At 67.7% G+C, this 14,229-nt stretch carries 18 protein-coding genes and 1 pseudogene; 4 read left to right on the forward strand and 15 right to left on the reverse strand.

Going from position 1 to position 14,229, the window contains the following annotated elements; all coding sequences use genetic code 11:
* Positions 1–19 precede the first annotated feature (19 nt).
* The 7 genes from FHS44_RS01975 to FHS44_RS02005 are packed head-to-tail and all read right to left on the reverse strand — an operon-like array spanning position 20 to position 5,550.
* The gene (locus tag FHS44_RS01975; RefSeq protein ID WP_184712121.1) at positions 20–2,347 is read right to left on the reverse strand and encodes a hypothetical protein; all 2,328 of its coding nucleotides are present in this window, start codon (positions 2,345–2,347) and stop codon (positions 20–22) included.
* Positions 2,347–2,727: a hypothetical protein gene (locus FHS44_RS01980; RefSeq protein ID WP_184712122.1), complete on the reverse strand. Its 381-nt coding sequence runs from the start codon at positions 2,725–2,727 to the stop codon at positions 2,347–2,349. The genes FHS44_RS01975 and FHS44_RS01980 overlap by 1 nt, the downstream gene beginning before the upstream one ends.
* 18 nt (positions 2,728–2,745) lie before the next feature.
* Positions 2,746–3,093 carry a hypothetical protein gene (locus FHS44_RS01985; RefSeq protein ID WP_184712123.1) on the reverse strand — a complete coding sequence of 116 codons (348 nt, stop codon included), beginning with the start codon at positions 3,091–3,093 and terminating at the stop codon, positions 2,746–2,748.
* Positions 3,090–3,395: a hypothetical protein gene (locus FHS44_RS01990; RefSeq protein ID WP_184712124.1), complete on the reverse strand. Its 306-nt coding sequence runs from the start codon at positions 3,393–3,395 to the stop codon at positions 3,090–3,092. The genes FHS44_RS01985 and FHS44_RS01990 overlap by 4 nt, the downstream gene beginning before the upstream one ends.
* Positions 3,395–4,324, reverse strand: a complete 930-nt coding sequence (locus FHS44_RS01995) for a hypothetical protein (RefSeq protein ID WP_184712125.1) — start codon at positions 4,322–4,324, stop codon at positions 3,395–3,397. The genes FHS44_RS01990 and FHS44_RS01995 overlap by 1 nt, the downstream gene beginning before the upstream one ends.
* Positions 4,321–5,031 (reverse strand): M48 family metalloprotease, encoded by a 711-nt coding sequence (locus tag FHS44_RS02000; protein ID WP_184712126.1) that lies wholly within the window; start codon positions 5,029–5,031, stop codon positions 4,321–4,323. Before FHS44_RS02000 ends, FHS44_RS01995 begins: the two co-directional genes overlap by 4 nt.
* Positions 5,032–5,046: 15 nt before the next feature.
* Entirely contained in the window at positions 5,047–5,550 is a 504-nt protein-coding gene (locus tag FHS44_RS02005; protein ID WP_184712127.1) for a Pycsar system effector family protein, read from the reverse strand.
* Here FHS44_RS02005 and FHS44_RS02010 point away from each other — a divergent pair.
* Positions 5,542–5,688, forward strand: a complete 147-nt coding sequence (locus FHS44_RS02010; protein WP_184712128.1) for a hypothetical protein — start codon at positions 5,542–5,544, stop codon at positions 5,686–5,688. The genes FHS44_RS02005 and FHS44_RS02010 overlap by 9 nt on opposite strands.
* Before the next feature lie 36 nt (positions 5,689–5,724).
* Here the strand turns inward: FHS44_RS02010 and FHS44_RS02015 are convergent, their stop codons facing one another.
* The 6 genes from FHS44_RS02015 to FHS44_RS02040 form a co-directional block, all read right to left on the reverse strand.
* Positions 5,725–6,294 carry a WhiB family transcriptional regulator gene (locus FHS44_RS02015; RefSeq protein WP_184712129.1) on the reverse strand — a complete coding sequence of 190 codons (570 nt, stop codon included), beginning with the start codon at positions 6,292–6,294 and terminating at the stop codon, positions 5,725–5,727.
* Positions 6,295–6,399: 105 nt separating this feature from the next.
* Positions 6,400–6,570, reverse strand: coding sequence for a hypothetical protein (locus tag FHS44_RS02020; RefSeq protein ID WP_184712130.1), 171 nt, complete (start codon positions 6,568–6,570; stop codon positions 6,400–6,402).
* Between the two features lie 18 nt (positions 6,571–6,588).
* Complete coding sequence (locus FHS44_RS02025) at positions 6,589–7,176, reverse strand: hypothetical protein (RefSeq protein ID WP_184712131.1); 588 nt, start codon at positions 7,174–7,176, stop codon at positions 6,589–6,591.
* Positions 7,173–7,313, reverse strand: a complete 141-nt coding sequence (locus FHS44_RS02030; protein WP_184712132.1) for a hypothetical protein — start codon at positions 7,311–7,313, stop codon at positions 7,173–7,175. Before FHS44_RS02030 ends, FHS44_RS02025 begins: the two co-directional genes overlap by 4 nt.
* A 147-nt stretch (positions 7,314–7,460) precedes the next feature.
* Positions 7,461–7,856: a RapZ C-terminal domain-containing protein gene (locus FHS44_RS02035; protein WP_184712133.1), complete on the reverse strand. Its 396-nt coding sequence runs from the start codon at positions 7,854–7,856 to the stop codon at positions 7,461–7,463.
* A gap of 12 nt (positions 7,857–7,868) precedes the next feature.
* The gene (locus FHS44_RS02040; protein WP_184712134.1) at positions 7,869–8,039 is read right to left on the reverse strand and encodes a hypothetical protein; all 171 of its coding nucleotides are present in this window, start codon (positions 8,037–8,039) and stop codon (positions 7,869–7,871) included.
* A 146-nt stretch (positions 8,040–8,185) separates the two neighbouring features.
* Between FHS44_RS02040 and FHS44_RS02045 the strand changes: the two genes are divergently transcribed.
* Together FHS44_RS02045 and FHS44_RS02050 are read left to right on the forward strand one after the other, a co-directional pair.
* Positions 8,186–8,533 (forward strand): GntR family transcriptional regulator, encoded by a 348-nt coding sequence (locus tag FHS44_RS02045; RefSeq protein ID WP_184712135.1) that lies wholly within the window; start codon positions 8,186–8,188, stop codon positions 8,531–8,533.
* Between the two features lie 154 nt (positions 8,534–8,687).
* Complete coding sequence (locus tag FHS44_RS02050; protein ID WP_184712136.1) at positions 8,688–10,073, forward strand: NsdA family TPR-like regulatory protein; 1,386 nt, start codon at positions 8,688–8,690, stop codon at positions 10,071–10,073.
* Here the strand turns inward: FHS44_RS02050 and FHS44_RS02055 are convergent.
* Positions 10,067–10,996 carry a phosphotransferase enzyme family protein gene (locus tag FHS44_RS02055; RefSeq protein WP_184712137.1) on the reverse strand — a complete coding sequence of 310 codons (930 nt, stop codon included), beginning with the start codon at positions 10,994–10,996 and terminating at the stop codon, positions 10,067–10,069. The genes FHS44_RS02050 and FHS44_RS02055 overlap by 7 nt on opposite strands.
* A gap of 44 nt (positions 10,997–11,040) precedes the next feature.
* On the opposite strand from FHS44_RS02055, the pseudogene FHS44_RS42820 reads away from it, so the two are divergent.
* Positions 11,041–11,330: pseudogene (locus FHS44_RS42820) on the forward strand (IS630 family transposase); the annotation flags it as partial.
* 679 nt (positions 11,331–12,009) lie between these two features.
* On the opposite strand, the gene FHS44_RS02060 reads toward FHS44_RS42820, so the two are convergent.
* Complete coding sequence (locus tag FHS44_RS02060; RefSeq protein WP_221460288.1) at positions 12,010–12,852, reverse strand: hypothetical protein; 843 nt, start codon at positions 12,850–12,852, stop codon at positions 12,010–12,012.
* Positions 12,853–14,229 lie beyond the last annotated feature (1,377 nt).

Consider the following 14,229-nt stretch of genomic DNA (forward strand, 5'->3'; position numbering starts at 1 on the left):
GCCCCCAGGGGCCGCTTGGTCAGGCAGCGCGGTCGTAGCCGTCGTCGCTGTCGCCTTCCAGCGGGGACAGGTCAGCGATGGTGAAGGTCCGGGTGGTCCCGGCCTTGCTCGCGGACAGGACACCGCGTTCGGTCAGGTCGGTCAGAACCTTGTAGATCCAGGGGCGGCTCAGGCCGCCCGTGCGGCGGATCGCGGTGAGTTCGTCATCGGTGGCGGTGAAGGTGCGCCGCCCGGTCTGGTGGCGGCGGCGCAGCCAGGCGTGGACGAGGTCGCGCGCCTGGACGGGGTCCATCTGGACGGTGGGGCCGTCGGCCTGCAGCGCGTCGGCCTCCGCCGGGGTCGGGGCCTGGACGGTGTCATCAGGCGTGGCGGTCAGGGACGGGTCGGGGTCGTCGAGCTGGGCCAGGGTGGCGGTGACGACGTCGCCGGTGGTGCGCAGCTGCTCGACAATCCCGGCCGCGGCGACGTCGTCGGCGCCGATCAAGACGGGCCGCTCGTCGGTGCCGGGGTGCGGGGCGCCGATGACGCCCTTGCGGTGCAACGCTTCCAGCAGGCGCAGGCAGTCATGCCGGTTGGCGCGTAGTCTGCGCTCCAGCAGGGCCGGGGAAGCCTGCTGGGTCGCGATGACGAGTGCGGCGGCCTCGGCCAGCAGGTCGGCAAACGCGGCGGCGAACTCCTCGGCCTCGTCCGGCTCCCCCTCGGCGGGAGGCGCGGGCGGCGTGGGCATGACGCTCTCTCCTGCGGTCGTGGCGGGTGCGGAGGTCGCAGGGACCGGGGTGGAGGGGCGGGCCAGCGCCGCGGTAAAGGCGTCCACCTTCTTGGCGGCGGCGGGGAAGGCGGCGGCGTGCGCGGCCATCGCGGCCCGCGCCTCGGCGCTACTACTGCCCCAGGTGAAGGTCCGCATCGGCATGGCGTAGTGGGTCGGGCGGACGCTCTTGCCATCCAGGTAGGCCATGCCGGGGTGGTGGTCCTCCCACTCGTGCGGGGCGACGTCGGCCTTCTTCTGGCGGCTGCTGACCCCGTACCTGACGTCATCGGGATCCGACAGGCCGAAGCACATCTTGGCCATCTGGGAGCGGAAGATCGTGGGGATCTGCGTGTAGTCGGCGCGCTGCAGCGACAGGATCACACTCCCGCCCGCGGAGCGGATCTCCTTGAGGATCTCCCCCAGCAGCTCTTCGTCCTGGGCGCCCAGCTCGTTGACGAGCTTGGCGATCTCCTCGACGTGCAGGTACCAGTAGGTCAGGCCGCAGCCGGGCTCCCAGTTGCTGTAGCCGCGGCTGGCCAGCCACTTGGTGCGCTTGGGGATCTCGGCGTGCAGGGCGCGGATCAGCCCCACCGCCCCGGTCTTGGTGCTCTCGAACCGGTGCAGCCCCTCGCGCAGCGGCCCCATGGTCTGGTCGTCCTTGCTGATGTCGATGGAGAACACCGCGGCGTCGTGGCGGGTGATGATCTCCCCGATGATGTTCCACGCCCCGCCAATACTCTTGCCGGACCCGGTCATGCCCATGATCTGCAGGTGGTGGCCGACGAACCGGTACTGCACGTCGTCGCCGTCCTGGTAGAGCCCGATCCGCAAGGGTTTGTCGATGGAGGCGGCGGGGTGGGACGGGCCGGGCCAGGGGATCGGCTGGCGGATCGCGCGGGGGTTGGAGACGGTGAAGTGTGCTCGGTCGGCGCGGTCGTCGTCGCGGGAGACGGTGACGCTGCCGGGCGGCAGCTGCATGCCTGATTCGATCCGGTCCACGCTCTTGATGACGTCGTCGGCGGTCTTCTCGCCGGGCGGCAGCTGCATCTGCCCCTTGACCTTGTGCGAGGTGACCTCGGTGGCCCGCACCTTCGCGCCTTTGAGTCCGGCCTGCTCGCGGGCTCGGGCGAACAACGTCCCCAGCGCGTCCCCTGTGCCCTCGCCGTCACTATCGCCGCTGGTGTTGCGGATGACGGTGCGGATGTTCCAGGACAGGGCCAGGGTGGCGCCGCCGAAGAACAGGGCGCCGTTGACGACCGGCGTGCCGAGGCCGGTGATGGTGGCGGCGGTGAACCAGGCCGAGGCGGCGGCGGTGGTGGCGGTGGCGTGCAACCGGCCGATCAGGCGCCGCTGGTGCGTCACCGCCCATGTCAGGCCGGTCAGCACGGTGGAGCCGAGGGTGCAGCCGACTGCGGCCCACGTCACTGCGGGGGCTTGCCCCCACAGGGCGTGGGAGACGGCCCCGGCGGCGGCTTCGGCGCCGAGCACGGCCCACGGCGGCACCAGGACGCCGACCTTGGAGACGGCGGAGGCGGCCAGCCGGTCCATGGTGGCTTCCTGCACCACCTGCAGAGACGGGGCGGAACTCTTGCGGGCCATCACAGTTCGACCTTTCCCTTGTAGTCCTTGCCCTTGGCGGAGCGCTGCTCCAGCGCCTGCAGCGCCTCCAGGAACTCCTGGCGGAACTGCAGGTTGAACTTGACCGCCTCGGCTGAGATCCCCTCGGCCAGCTCCTTCGCTTCGCGCAGGTGGCGTGCGACGCGCCAGGCGCGGGCGCGGATGTCGATGCCCAGCAGCAGCGGGTGCCCCTTGAGCTGCGTCATCGCCGATTCGGCGGCCGCTTCGGCGTGGTTCAGCTCGCGGGCGACGTCGTGGGCGAAGAGCTGGGTGGCGACGGTGTAGGCGGTGATCTGGGCCGGAACCTTGCCGTGGAACTCGATCGCGGCGATCTCGTCCAGCCGCTGCTGTCCAGTCCCCATGCGGGTCTCCTTCCGGGGTTAGGCGTTGGGGGTGAAGTGGCGGCGGTAGCTGCGGTGGAACTTCTCGCCGCGCTCCCCCAGCGCGGCCACCAGGGTCTGGGCGCGCTTGAGGCGCCGGGCCACCCGGCGGGCGCGGACTTTGGAGTCCAGGCCGAACAGCAGCGCGTGACCCTTCATGCTGCCCATGGCGGCTTCGGCGTCGGCGGCGGCGATCTCCAGCTCGACGTTCCACCGCTCGGCCAGGGCGGTCAGTGCCCGCCCGTAGGCGTGGAAGGCGACTCCCAGGGAGCCGGTGAACTCGACGCTGGACAGCTCGGTGATGCCGCGTCGGCTGATCGGGCGGTTGGTGTGGTTGGGGCGGCTCATCGCCAGACCTCCTTATCGGTGTCGATCACATCGGCCTCGACCACGTCACCGCTGGTGAAGCGGTCGGCGGCGGCCCGGCACTCACCGGCGACGACGACGGCGAGGTGGCGCAGGGTCGGCAGCAGCGGCGGCCAACCGAGCAGTGCGCTGATTCCTTCGTCGGCGGCGGTGATCAGCAGCACCAGCAGCGCCCCCGCGATCCGAGCGAGGACCCGCACCCGCTGCCAGAAGCTCATCCACGGCCGGAAACGGGACGCGCCGGGCAGTGGCGCCACGCTGCGCTCCTCCTGGGGCAGGGGCATCAGGCACCTCCGGCGAGGGCGTCACGGACGGCGCGGGCGTCGTCCATCCCGCAGCGCAGGGTGCGCTGAATCCGGGTCGCGCTCGGACTGTCGGGCAGTTCCCCGATCTGGATCAGGGCGCGGACGCGGTTCACGAGTTCGGTGTTTGTCCTGTACGTAGGGCCAGTAGGGGCGCCGGTAGGGGTGGGCTGGTCGAGGTGGGAGAAGGCGGCCAGGATGATCGGCAGGGCGGTGGTGATGGCGACCGCGACCACGGGGCCAAGGATGTGCAGCACCAGCCGGGCCAGGTTGAACGTCTCGGTGACGAGGGGTAGGTACGGCCAGGCGTTCATGCCGACGGTCAGGGTCAGAAACAGCCGTTCGACTTTGATCAGCGACCGGTCGTGCAGGATGTGGCCTCGGGTGCCGAGGTAGGCGCGGGCGCCGACCACGACGAGCAGGGCCAGCGACAGGAACGGCTCGACCAGCCAGGCGAACCACCACACCGGCGACCCCACCGGGGCACCGTCGGCGGCGAAAGCCTGCACCCCGGCGGTGGACCAGGCCAGCGCGAGCGTCAGCGCCGTCAGCGCCACGCCGACCAGTAGCCGCCGGACCCGCATGCTCTGGTAGATCCGCATGGCGGGGTCCTGGGCCAGCTCGGCCAGCCGTCCGGCCTCGTGCGCGGCCTGCCGCAACCGCCGCACCCGCGCGCTCTCCACCAGGAGAGGGGTGTCGTCATCCTGCAGTTCGGCCAGGCGGCGAGCCTCGGCGACCTCGGCCCGCAGCCGCCGCACTCGGGCGGTCTCCCCACTGACCTCCTCCCGATCAGTCTGGTCGGGGACATCGGCGGCAGGGAGGGGCGGGGGGTGCTGGGCGAGGTGGTGTTCCAGTGCGGCCAGTCCTCGGGAGACCTCGTCCGGGTCCGGGGTAGGGGTGATCAGGCTCACTGGCTCGTCTCCCTTGTGTGGGTGGCGGCCAGGCCGTACCGGGCGGCGGCCGGGGTGGTGGTGTGCTGCCAGAGCAGCGCCCACCGCAGCCGCCGGGCCGGGCGGCCCGTGGCCAGGGTGCGGCGCCGGGCGCGGGCGGTCGGGTGCCCGCCGAACATCCACCCGCCGAGGCGGTAGCCGATCGGGTCGGCGGGCAGGTCGGCCAGCGCGGCGGCCACGATGCGCCGCCCCGGCGCCCCGGCCGCATCCAGCAGCCGCACCGCGTAGGCGTCGGCGTCGTACTCCTCCAGCCGAGAGCGGCGCGCATCGGCCAGGTGAACACCGAACATCAGCCCGACCAGGCCCAGAAGGGCCAGCGAGGGCAGGTTCAGGGCCAGCCCGGCCAGCAGCGCGGCCTGCACTACGCGTGCCCGGTAGCGGCGGATGATGCCGTCGCCGTGGTTAAGGGCGTGGTGGGCGATCTCGTGGGCGAGCACCCCATACAGCGGCTGCGGGCCGGAGGTCAGCAGGTCGGGGCTGATGTCGATGCGGTCGGTGCCGTCGCATAGGTTCACCGACGCCCTGGCGTTGTGGTCGAGGTCGGGGTCCAGGGTGATCAGCAGGCCGGGCCGGGTGGTGTGGACGCGCAGCGCGGCGGCCAGGTCGGCCAGCCCGGCCAGCTCATCCGGGATCCGCTCAGCGGCGGCGGGGGGAATGGTGGTGGTCATGGTGCGGGCCTCCTTTCAGCTCAGCGGCAGCGCGAGGGCCACGGCGGCGGTCGCGGCGATCAGCAGCCACACCGCGGCGGCGATGGTCTGGTACTTGGCGAGGGTCAGGCGCGACAGCCGCCACACCTCAGCCGACAGCCGGTCGGCTTCCTCCTTGGCGCCGTCGGCGCCCGGGGTGAGGGAGGTGAGCAGGTCAGCCGGGCAGGCGCGCCGGGCGTGGGCGACGAACCCGGTACCGCCGCGGCGGGGGATGCGCGGCAGGACAGCGACCAGCAGCGCACCCATCGCGGCGGCGAACAGGAACCCGGCGACCTCCCGCAGGAAAGACGCGGCCCCGGCCGACGCCGGGAGGGCGGGGGCGGCGAAGGTCAGGGCGAGCCCCCCGGCGGCCAGGCTCACCAGGAGGGCGCATTTGGCGTCCACCCGGGCCAGCTCGCCCCGCGCCGCGGCCACTTCCTGCTGCAGGGCCGGGACGGCGCGGCCGGACATCGGCGCGGCGGGGGTCGTGGAGTGGGTCATGCCGATCACCTCCCGGAGCGGGTCAGGGCGCGGCAGGTGCCGCACTGGGCCAAAGGGCGGGCGCCGTGGATCGGGCAACGCGGAACCTGGGCGTCGGGGCCGGTCGAGCAGCGCGTGCACCCGGTCAGGGCGGTGTGACGGCGCGAGCATCCGGAGCATTGGAAGCGGGCCATGTCAGGCCACCCGCTGCCCGAACCCGGCCGCCTGGTCGAGCTGGGCGGCGTGCTCGGCAACCTGCTCGGGCGTGCGGCCCGCCCAGATGCCGGAGGCGGGGCGCACCTCGGCGGCGTACAGACCGCAGAACCGCAGGGCGGGGCAGGTGACGCACACCTCGCGGGCGACCTCCTCGCGGGCGGCCCGCTCGCCAGGCGACTCGACGTCGGCGCCGTGCTCGGGGCTGTGCAAGGCGGGGTCGTAGGCGCACTCGGGGACCGGCAGCTCGCCCTCGGCGAACCATGCCGCGTTGAGCTGCTCATCGGTCATCCGGGACGGGTGCAGGGACGGCAGGGCCTGGGCGCCGTAGGTGTGGGCGTAGGCGCGGGCGACGGCCTCCAGACCGATCCCGGGACGGCGCCGGTCGTTGGTGGTGCACACCGTGGCGAAGCGGCCACCCATGCGCTCGACCACGGCCACGGTCGCCGCGGCGGGCAGCGACCAGTCCCGCAAACGCAGGCCGTCGGTGATGGGCTCGACCTCCACCGTGTGCATCGGCTTGGAGGTGTGCAGACGAACGGGATTTGCCATGATGGCGAGAACTCCTGACTACTGAGGTGGGAAGGGGAACCGGGGCGGTGCGGGTCTTGGCGGATGTGCGCCGCCCCGGGCTGATGCTGAGAAGGGCCGGGTGGGTCAGCTGGCCATCACGGTGGAAGAGTGGCCGTTGCCGCACTCGCCGGTGAACAGGCCCTTGAGGTCGTCGCTGTAGCCGATAGTCGGCTGACCGCACGTGCAGTTGTAAGCCATCGTGAACTGGGCGTTGGGGTTGGTCCGGTACACCGCGAAGTCGACTTTCTTGCCCATGACGTGCTCCTTCGAGGTCTACGGGCGGGCGGTCTGAGCGGCGATGGTGGCGGCGATCCAGCGGGCCGCGGCGCCCCGGGAGGGCAGGCCGTGCCGGGTCGCGGTAGGCGGGTCGTAGCTGACGCCCGCGCTCCACACCACCCCGCCCCGCGCGCCCCGACTACGGGAGATGACTCCCGCGATGTCGGCGGCGGTGCGGGGGATGTCGGGGGTGGTGGTGACGAAGTAGCCGACCGGGTCCGGGGTCGTGGCGGGACGGCGCAGGACGGCGGGGCCGGGGTGCAGCCACAGCCCGGCCGCCTTGATGGCGGGCTGGCCGTAGCCGGTGACCCAGGTCGCGGTCAGCCGCTGGTGCGCCTCCGACCGCATCCCCTCAACGCCGGTGTCGATACCGGGGGCGTTGGCGTCGAGGTCGGTGTCGGGGGTGATGCGGGTGGTGAGGTCGTGGACGGTGCCGCATCCCCAGCACACCGCGCGCATCCCCAGCTCGCTCACCCCACTGGAGTGCTCCAGGCTGAAGGTCTGCACGTCCCAGGCGGGGCGGCGGCAGCCGGACAGGTGGCCGACCGGCTGCCAGTAGAGGTAGGCGTGACGCAGGTTGTTCATCGGCCGACCTTCTGCGCGGAGTTGTTGCCCTGGCACAGGGGGCAGAGGTAGGGGCCGGCGCCGGGGTTCCAGATCTGGCCGTTGCGGCAGTCCGACGTGCACACCTCGGACTTGGTCAAGGTCGCTCGGTGGAGCATGATGAGTACGCTCCTTACGGAGTCGAAGGGGGCGGCCTCGGTCTTGGCGGATGGGGGCCGTCCCCAGATGAGTTACCGGCCTGTTGGTCGGAGCGCCCCGGCAGGGAGTCGAACCCTGCCTTCGACCATCGGGGCTGGTAGAGCGGGTCAGCGCTGGACGACGGGCTTGTCCAGATCGCGGTGAGACAACGCGACGGTGAATCCCGCCGCGCGTAGCCGGTCGGCGAGCGCGGCGGCGAAGGTCGGGGCGCGGTGACGGCCCCCGGCGCACCCGTCGGCCACGAGCACCGGCCCGGCGCTCGGGCCGCAGGCGAACGCGCGCACGGCGGCGGCACTCGCCTCGATGAGGTCCGTGATGCCCGGGGTGGACAGCACCGCGGCCCGTACCGGCTCGTTGCGGGCGGTCAGGTAGCGCAGCTGCGGGGAGACGTGCGGGTCCCGGAAGTGCTGACGCAGGTCAATGGTCAGATGCGCGGCCGGGGGCTCACCGTGCAGGTAGCCGAACGACTCGATACGAACCTGCGTGCTGGTCGCGATGGTCATGACGGGTCTCCTTCAGAAACTGCCGAGGAAGGTCACGAGGCTCTCGGCAACGACGCCGAGACCGGCAGCGGCCCGCGTGGTGAGATCAGCCGCTCGGGCCGGGTCACGAACCACGAAGAACAGCAGGAGAGCCGCGACGACCACGGCTGCTGCGCGCCGCCAGGGGCGATGAGAGGAGTACATGAAGGTTCCCTTCGTGCGAACTGAGATGGGTCTCGTGGTCCGCGCCAGCCAAATCGTGCTGGCACGCACCAACATAGATGGCACTGTGCTGGTACGCAATAGCTCGTGACATGGAAGTTGGTCGTGGCGAGATCTAGGCTTGAGGGGTGGCTATCGACGACAACGACCCGCGCCCGCCGTTCTTGCAGCTAGCCGACGCTCTGCGTCAGGACATCAAGTCCGGCCAGTACCCCCCGGGCACCCGCTTGCCCTCCATCAGAGAACTGGCCAAGACGCATGGAATCTCCGCGCAGACAGTTCAGAACGCGCTCCGCGAGCTTCGACACGAGGGGCTTGTGATCTCCCAGCAGGGCCGAGCCCTCTTCGTGCGCGACCCCGAACGCGGGGTCAGCGCCGAACCTTCGCTCTCCGAGCGAGTCGCCGAGCTTGAATCGACGCTTAAAACCCTTGCGAACCGCGTTGAAGCCCTGGAGGCCGCTCACCAGAACCAATGAGGGATTGCACATCTTTGTGTCACCGCCTTTCTCTTGCGTTTCCGTAGACCGGGGCCGCAATCCCCGCTTGACTGGACACCACAAGAGTGCGTCTCTCTGAGAGTTCGCAGCAGTGAGCACAGGGGGGCGCAGATGTGCACTCGGAAGGGCGGCGATGGCTACACGGACCCCGAATGACCGATTGGCCCGACTTCTGGAAGAAGGCGGGTTTTCTCAAAAGTCGTTCGCCCGTGCCGTCCGTAACCTCTCAGAGAGTGTCGGAACACCTATCGGGTGTGATCACACATCGGTGAGCCGATGGCTTCAGGGCATGCAGCCCCGATCGGATGCGGCGGGTCTGGTCGTTGCGGCTTTGAGCACTGCCCTGGGGCGTACGGTCACCCTCGCAGACGCTGGAATGGCATCCTCAGCCAAGCTTCCCCTAAGCCTCGGACTGACCTACCCGGAGACGCTCGCCGAAGGAATGGAGACGGTCGTCCAGCTGTGGCAGGCAGACCTGGACGAGGCATCTGTCCTCCTCAAAGGACAGGTCAGTGGCCCAGCATGGAACGATGCCTCACTTGCCTGGCTCCTTACGACGCACTCGACCGGCGATGAAAGCGCTTATGGCTCCCGTGTCGGAGAGGCGGACGTCACTCGTTTTCGGGCGACGATCGACCTGTTTGCCCAGATGGACAATCGTTTCGGGGGGCAGCATGCCAGGAAGGCCCTGATTCAATATCTGGCCACTGATGGTGTTCGTCTTCTGCGCGGCCAGGTAACAGATAAGACCAAACGATGCCTCTTTTCCGCTGTGTCGGAAGCGACACTTCTCTCCGCCTGGATGTCTTATGACAGCGGGTTACATAGCCTGGCCCAACGTTATTTCATCCAAGCTCTGGGCCTTGCCCAAGCAGCGAATGATCGGCTCTTAGCTGGCAGCATCCTGGATGCCATGAGCCATCAGGCTACTTTCGTGGGGCGATATCGAGAGGCAGCCAACCTGGCGAAAGTCGCACGTCAGGGTACAGCAGGAGTTGCACCCCCAACGCTGACAGCTCACTTCCACGTCATGGAAGCGCGGGCGCTGGCACGCCTGAACGATAGCGCCGCATGTGACCGCGCGCTGGCCGAGGCCGTACGGGAATTCGAAAGAAGAAATCCGGACGATGATCCGGAGTGGATTCGCTACTTTGACGATGCTGAACTGGCAGCAGAGTTCGGGCACTGCTTCCGAGACTTGGGGCGCCCTGCAGGAGCAAGCCAGTATGCGGCTCAGTGCCTCGGCACGGGAAATGACGGCACGTACCTCCGAAGCGACTTTTTCGCCACGATGGTGCTCGCGGATGCGCACCTCGGAGCAGGTGAAGCCGAACAGGCATGCCGAGTCGTCCTCGACGCCTTGAGACTCGGTGAGCAGCTCAGCTCGGCCCGCTGCGCGAGTTACCTTCGAGAGTTCGCGGTACGGCTCGCGCCCGCAGGCACCTCGGCAGCTCTGAAGGATTTCCACGAGGAGGCGGCTCAGTTCGCTCTCTGGCAGCAAGTGGCAGCTGCTCAGTAAGGCTCCCAATCCCGGCGACTTGCACCGGTCCGCAGAGCGCTGATCCGTTTCCGTACTTCAGCGGCAACTCGTTCGTCGTGATCGGCCTTCTGGCTGAGCCATGTCACCATCAGGAACTCACGGATGTCCCTTAGCGCCGGGTAACCAGCCCAGCGCATCACGTCGAAGCCGTATGCCTCAACGTAGGCGTTGTACTCCTCGGTTGTATGCCAGCCGAAGCGCTCGAAGTAGATCGCTGTGAGGACGAGGTCCCACTCGCGCGGCCCGGTGGCGAAGCCGTCCAGGTCGATCAGGACAGGGCGGCCAGCCACATCCCGGATGACGTTGCCCACGTTCGCGTCCCCGTGAATCGGCCCTTGGGGAAGCTCAAAGGTCAGGGCCGCGTAGTCCTCACGAAGCCGCGCGAGCTGGCCGTCAAGAAAGGCCGCGTCCTCAGGAGCCAGCCAGTCATTACCCGCGATCCGGCGTTCAGCACGAGCGAAGGGATCGAGAGGGGGAAGCTGCAATGACGTCGGCGGTTTCAGCGCATGAAGCCGGGCCAGTAAGGTGCCGACCTCCACGGGTGACCCGTAGTCTTCTGCGTCCGAGACGGACTCCCAGAAGGTGACGACCCGTTCATCGACGATGACCGGCTGTTCTATGGGCAGCGCGCGGGCAGCGGGGAAGTCCTCGGTGGCCAGCCAGCGGGCTACGGCCACTTCCTTCCGGGCGTCCTCGGCGTACGCCACCGTACGACCGATGCGTGCGATGACCGGCGAAGCGAGCCGGTAGACCGCGTTCTCGCCGAGTCGGATCAGCTCCGCGTTCACCGGATCGAGTCCGGCCGTGGCGCACGCTTTTAACAGGGTGTTCTTGGTGCTCTCAGGAGTGAAGGGGGACCCAGCATGCTCAGTCGGCGACGTAGCCGCTTGGCTCTTGGTCATGGATCGACGGTACCTCGGCGCTTGAGCCATGAAGGCCTACTGAGTGGAAGGCGCAGGTGTGGCCGCTCGTGGGACCATCGCGGCGGACCTGGGGGCGTGGGTCTGTTTCGAAGACGAGTGCGGCCGGACGATGAGGCCGCCGACTGCCCGCATGTGGGGACGGCGCGGGGCGACGCCGGTGGTGTGGGCGCCGGGCCGCCGAGAAGGCTGGGCTTCGGTTGCAGCTCTGGCCTGCTACCGGCCCGGGCGCCGGTCCCGGCTGATCTACCGGGTCCACACCTACCGGCGGCGCAAGGGCGAGGCGGCGGAGGCGCGTGATCAGAGGCGGTTACTTGAACAGAGCGTCAGACAGATAGTCCAAAAGCTTTCCAGCTACGGCGCCCAACGCAACCTGCGTCTTCCAGCTCGGTGGATCAGTCGGACACCTGTGTTGCCCTTTTTGAAAAAAGCCGAGAGCGTCGGTTACCGCAAATGAAAAAATTGGGATCAACCAAATTGCTAGAGCGACAACCAGGTCATTGCTCAACAAGGATAAGCAACTCACAACCGTTGATCCAACGGCCATAACAATGTTTGTTATGCGCCCAATTCTTTGGAGTCCCTTGCGAAATTCAAGGGACCCCTCTTGTGCGGCCTTTAAAGCTTCTACACCCAAGGTCATATCGCTGTAGCAGATGGGCATGCTCCCATCATAACCCTCTTCGGGCTGAGGGGTCGCCGAAGCATACAATCCGGCACCCTCTCACTGTGAGCTGCGGCTTTACGTTAGGGCCCTCATCCCTACAAGGGTTCGCAACGCACGAAGCTGCTGGTTGTGTACTGGGTCACCCATGTCTTCGTCGTCCTCCGAGGGTTCGCAAGGCGGGTGACCAGCCCGTCATAGTCGGCGGCCGGTGCCCTTGAGAGACCCGAAGAACCTTCTTCGAGTCTTTTAGTAAACCGTGCCATCCGAACGGCTACGTCGTTTACTCGACGACCTTGGCCGCCCGCCGGTGTGCGTGAGGGCCATGCCACTACCCACCGTAGCGGGCGTCGCTTAATGCGTTTGCGGCACTTTGTACTTCTATAGCCGCTTGCTTCAGCATGAGGGCACTGTCCCCCAAGTGCTCCAGGCTGTTCGCGGCATCCGCAAGCATGCTGGCGCTGTCCTGGAGATGGGCCAGTGCGTGTGCCGAGTCGTTCAGCGCCCACAGTGCGTCTTCCGAGATACCAAAACCGTGTACGCGGGGGTCGGTGAGCTCGTTGATAACAGTCCTAAGCAAGGAAGCAAGCTCCGGTGCAGTCTTGGCGAATTCGTCCAGAGCAGGGCCGAGGCGGTCTAAGAACTCGTTCTGGGCATCCGCGATCATTACGCCGAGGTCTGCCTTGCTGAGGTCTCCAAGCCCTTCCAGGGCATCCAGGCCATCGGCCTCCCGGGCGATTTTCCAGGCCAGCAGCACCCTCGTCGGATAGAGGTTGCTGCGGGGGCCGTCGATTACCTTGTGGTGCGGCGTGCAGAGGAGGATCAGGTTGGCGAAGCCGTTGCGCTCCTTCACCGACCAGGTGGGGTCGAAGCGCTTGCCGCCTTCCTCAAAAGCGCGGACATGGGCGATGTCCAGGTTGAGGACCGGTTCGCCATCGATCATCCGGATGATCGGGACGTTGCAATCAGGCCAGTAGCATCCGCCACGAGCCAAGGTCATGAGCGCAGCGAGGGTGGCATTGGTGTAGCTGCGGTGAGGCTTCGACGACACTGAGTTCTCCCAGATCTGACAGAAAGTCAGCTGACAGTAGCGGTTGCCCTCGACACTGGGGACACGGATGGGATACGTCTGAAAGACAAGATCGGCAGCGGTGTACCGTCGCAGCGAGAGCACCAGTGGACCGATGACCTCATAACCGTGTCGCTGAAGTCAAGACGTTTCGGCTCTACATGGGGTCCCCGTCCTCATCACCCCTATGAGGGTTCGCAACGCGCCATCCCGGTCAGGGCGGGGCATGCAGGCGGCAGTGTCCTCATCTCCCCTATGAGGGGCTACACCCGCCGCAGAATCCGCAGAATCCGCAGAACTCCCTGAGGGAAGACATCTGCCCAGTTCAGAAGGCATAGGGTGAGTCGTGATCCACCCGCCGCAGAACGCCGCAATATTCCGCAGAATCCAAGCGCCCTGACCTCCCCGGGGAGCGGGATGAATACTGCGGAATATTGCGGCATTCTGCGGAAGGCTGCCCTATAGATGGCACAGGGCTCTGACCAGCGGAAACGAGGCGCTTGCGAGGTTCTGCGGATTCTGCGGATTGTGCGGCGGCTTCCGCGCCACCCGCGAGGCATCAGGGGCCAGATAGGTGCCCGGTCGAGGCGGATGCAGGGTTGCCCGGGGCTGTTCGGCTAGTCGTATTCTCGTCATCGGCCCCCGGTGACGACATGAAATGTCCGTTTCGGGGAGTGGTCGTGAGGCGCCCGTTCCCAATGTGTTCCCTGCGTCGGGGCATCGAGGCGAAGTTGCAGCTCAGGGGTGGTTTGCGTCGGGTCTGTAAAACCGTCGGCTCAGCCTACGCAGGTTCAAGTCCTGCACCTGCCACCAGCCAAACTGGCAGCTCAGAGCCCCGCAAGGGGCTCTTTTGCTTTTCCGGGACATGCGGTTGTACGCGGCCAAGAGCAGCCGTATGCCATCGCTCCACCAGTATGCGTGCAATGATCTTGAAGGCGTTTCTCCAGGTGGAGCTAGGGTTTCCAGGCGGTACGAGGGCGGGAATCGGCCTCCGGAGGGCCAAAGGCCCCCGGGCTTCCCAGGGTCCTGGTCGTACGGCAGGCAGTTCGCGCGGTCAGCGCGCCGTCTCTTCGTCGGTTGGCCACGCCCTTCTGCCCGTCGAGGCACTTGGCGTAGACCCGCAGCAGGACGTCCACACTGTGCCCGGCCCACTCGGCCACCTCGGGAGCGGGGATACCTCGGGGAAGCCGCAGACTCTGCCCGGGACTCAGAAGCCGTCCTCATCGAGGCCGCCGCCGGAATGATCCAGACCGACACGACCGCGCGCCGTACTCGACCATCGGTTACCGCACGTGGGCCACACCGCCGTCAAAGCTATCGATTTCTGTGGCTACACCACCAGTAGTCGTACAGAGCCGCCACGGCCTACCGGACTCGAACCGGCTCATCCCCGCAAAGGGAGTTAGCAACGCTAATACGAACTTTCCCATTCGCCTTTGCCCGTGACGGCGCAGAAAGCTTATAGCAGCGTAGAACGGACGT

The organism is Streptosporangium saharense (assembly GCF_014203715.1).
Classification (GTDB): Bacteria; Actinomycetota; Actinomycetes; order Streptosporangiales; family Streptosporangiaceae; genus Streptosporangium; species Streptosporangium saharense.

What these genes read in the sequence shown, in the direction of transcription:
- FHS44_RS01990 (WP_184712124.1), bottom strand. Translation starts at nt 3,395, where the DNA reads ATGCCCCTGCCCCAGGAGGAGCGCAGCGTGGCGCCACTGCCCGGCGCG.
- FHS44_RS02035 (WP_184712133.1), bottom strand. Translation starts at nt 7,856, where the DNA reads ATGACCATCGCGACCAGCACGCAGGTTCGTATCGAGTCGTTCGGCTAC.
- FHS44_RS02005 (WP_184712127.1), bottom strand. Translation starts at nt 5,550, where the DNA reads ATGACCCACTCCACGACCCCCGCCGCGCCGATGTCCGGCCGCGCCGTC.
- FHS44_RS02020 (WP_184712130.1), bottom strand. Translation starts at nt 6,570, where the DNA reads ATGGGCAAGAAAGTCGACTTCGCGGTGTACCGGACCAACCCCAACGCC.
- FHS44_RS02055 (WP_184712137.1), bottom strand. Translation starts at nt 10,996, where the DNA reads ATGACCAAGAGCCAAGCGGCTACGTCGCCGACTGAGCATGCTGGGTCC.
- FHS44_RS01980 (WP_184712122.1), bottom strand. Translation starts at nt 2,727, where the DNA reads ATGGGGACTGGACAGCAGCGGCTGGACGAGATCGCCGCGATCGAGTTC.
- FHS44_RS02040 (WP_184712134.1), bottom strand. Translation starts at nt 8,039, where the DNA reads ATGTACTCCTCTCATCGCCCCTGGCGGCGCGCAGCAGCCGTGGTCGTC.
- FHS44_RS01975 (WP_184712121.1), bottom strand. Translation starts at nt 2,347, where the DNA reads ATGGCCCGCAAGAGTTCCGCCCCGTCTCTGCAGGTGGTGCAGGAAGCC.
- FHS44_RS02025 (WP_184712131.1), bottom strand. Translation starts at nt 7,176, where the DNA reads ATGAACAACCTGCGTCACGCCTACCTCTACTGGCAGCCGGTCGGCCAC.
- FHS44_RS01985 (WP_184712123.1), bottom strand. Translation starts at nt 3,093, where the DNA reads ATGAGCCGCCCCAACCACACCAACCGCCCGATCAGCCGACGCGGCATC.
- FHS44_RS02030 (WP_184712132.1), bottom strand. Translation starts at nt 7,313, where the DNA reads ATGCTCCACCGAGCGACCTTGACCAAGTCCGAGGTGTGCACGTCGGAC.
- FHS44_RS02000 (WP_184712126.1), bottom strand. Translation starts at nt 5,031, where the DNA reads ATGACCACCACCATTCCCCCCGCCGCCGCTGAGCGGATCCCGGATGAG.
- FHS44_RS02050 (WP_184712136.1), top strand. Translation starts at nt 8,688, where the DNA reads ATGGCTACACGGACCCCGAATGACCGATTGGCCCGACTTCTGGAAGAA.
- FHS44_RS02015 (WP_184712129.1), bottom strand. Translation starts at nt 6,294, where the DNA reads ATGGCAAATCCCGTTCGTCTGCACACCTCCAAGCCGATGCACACGGTG.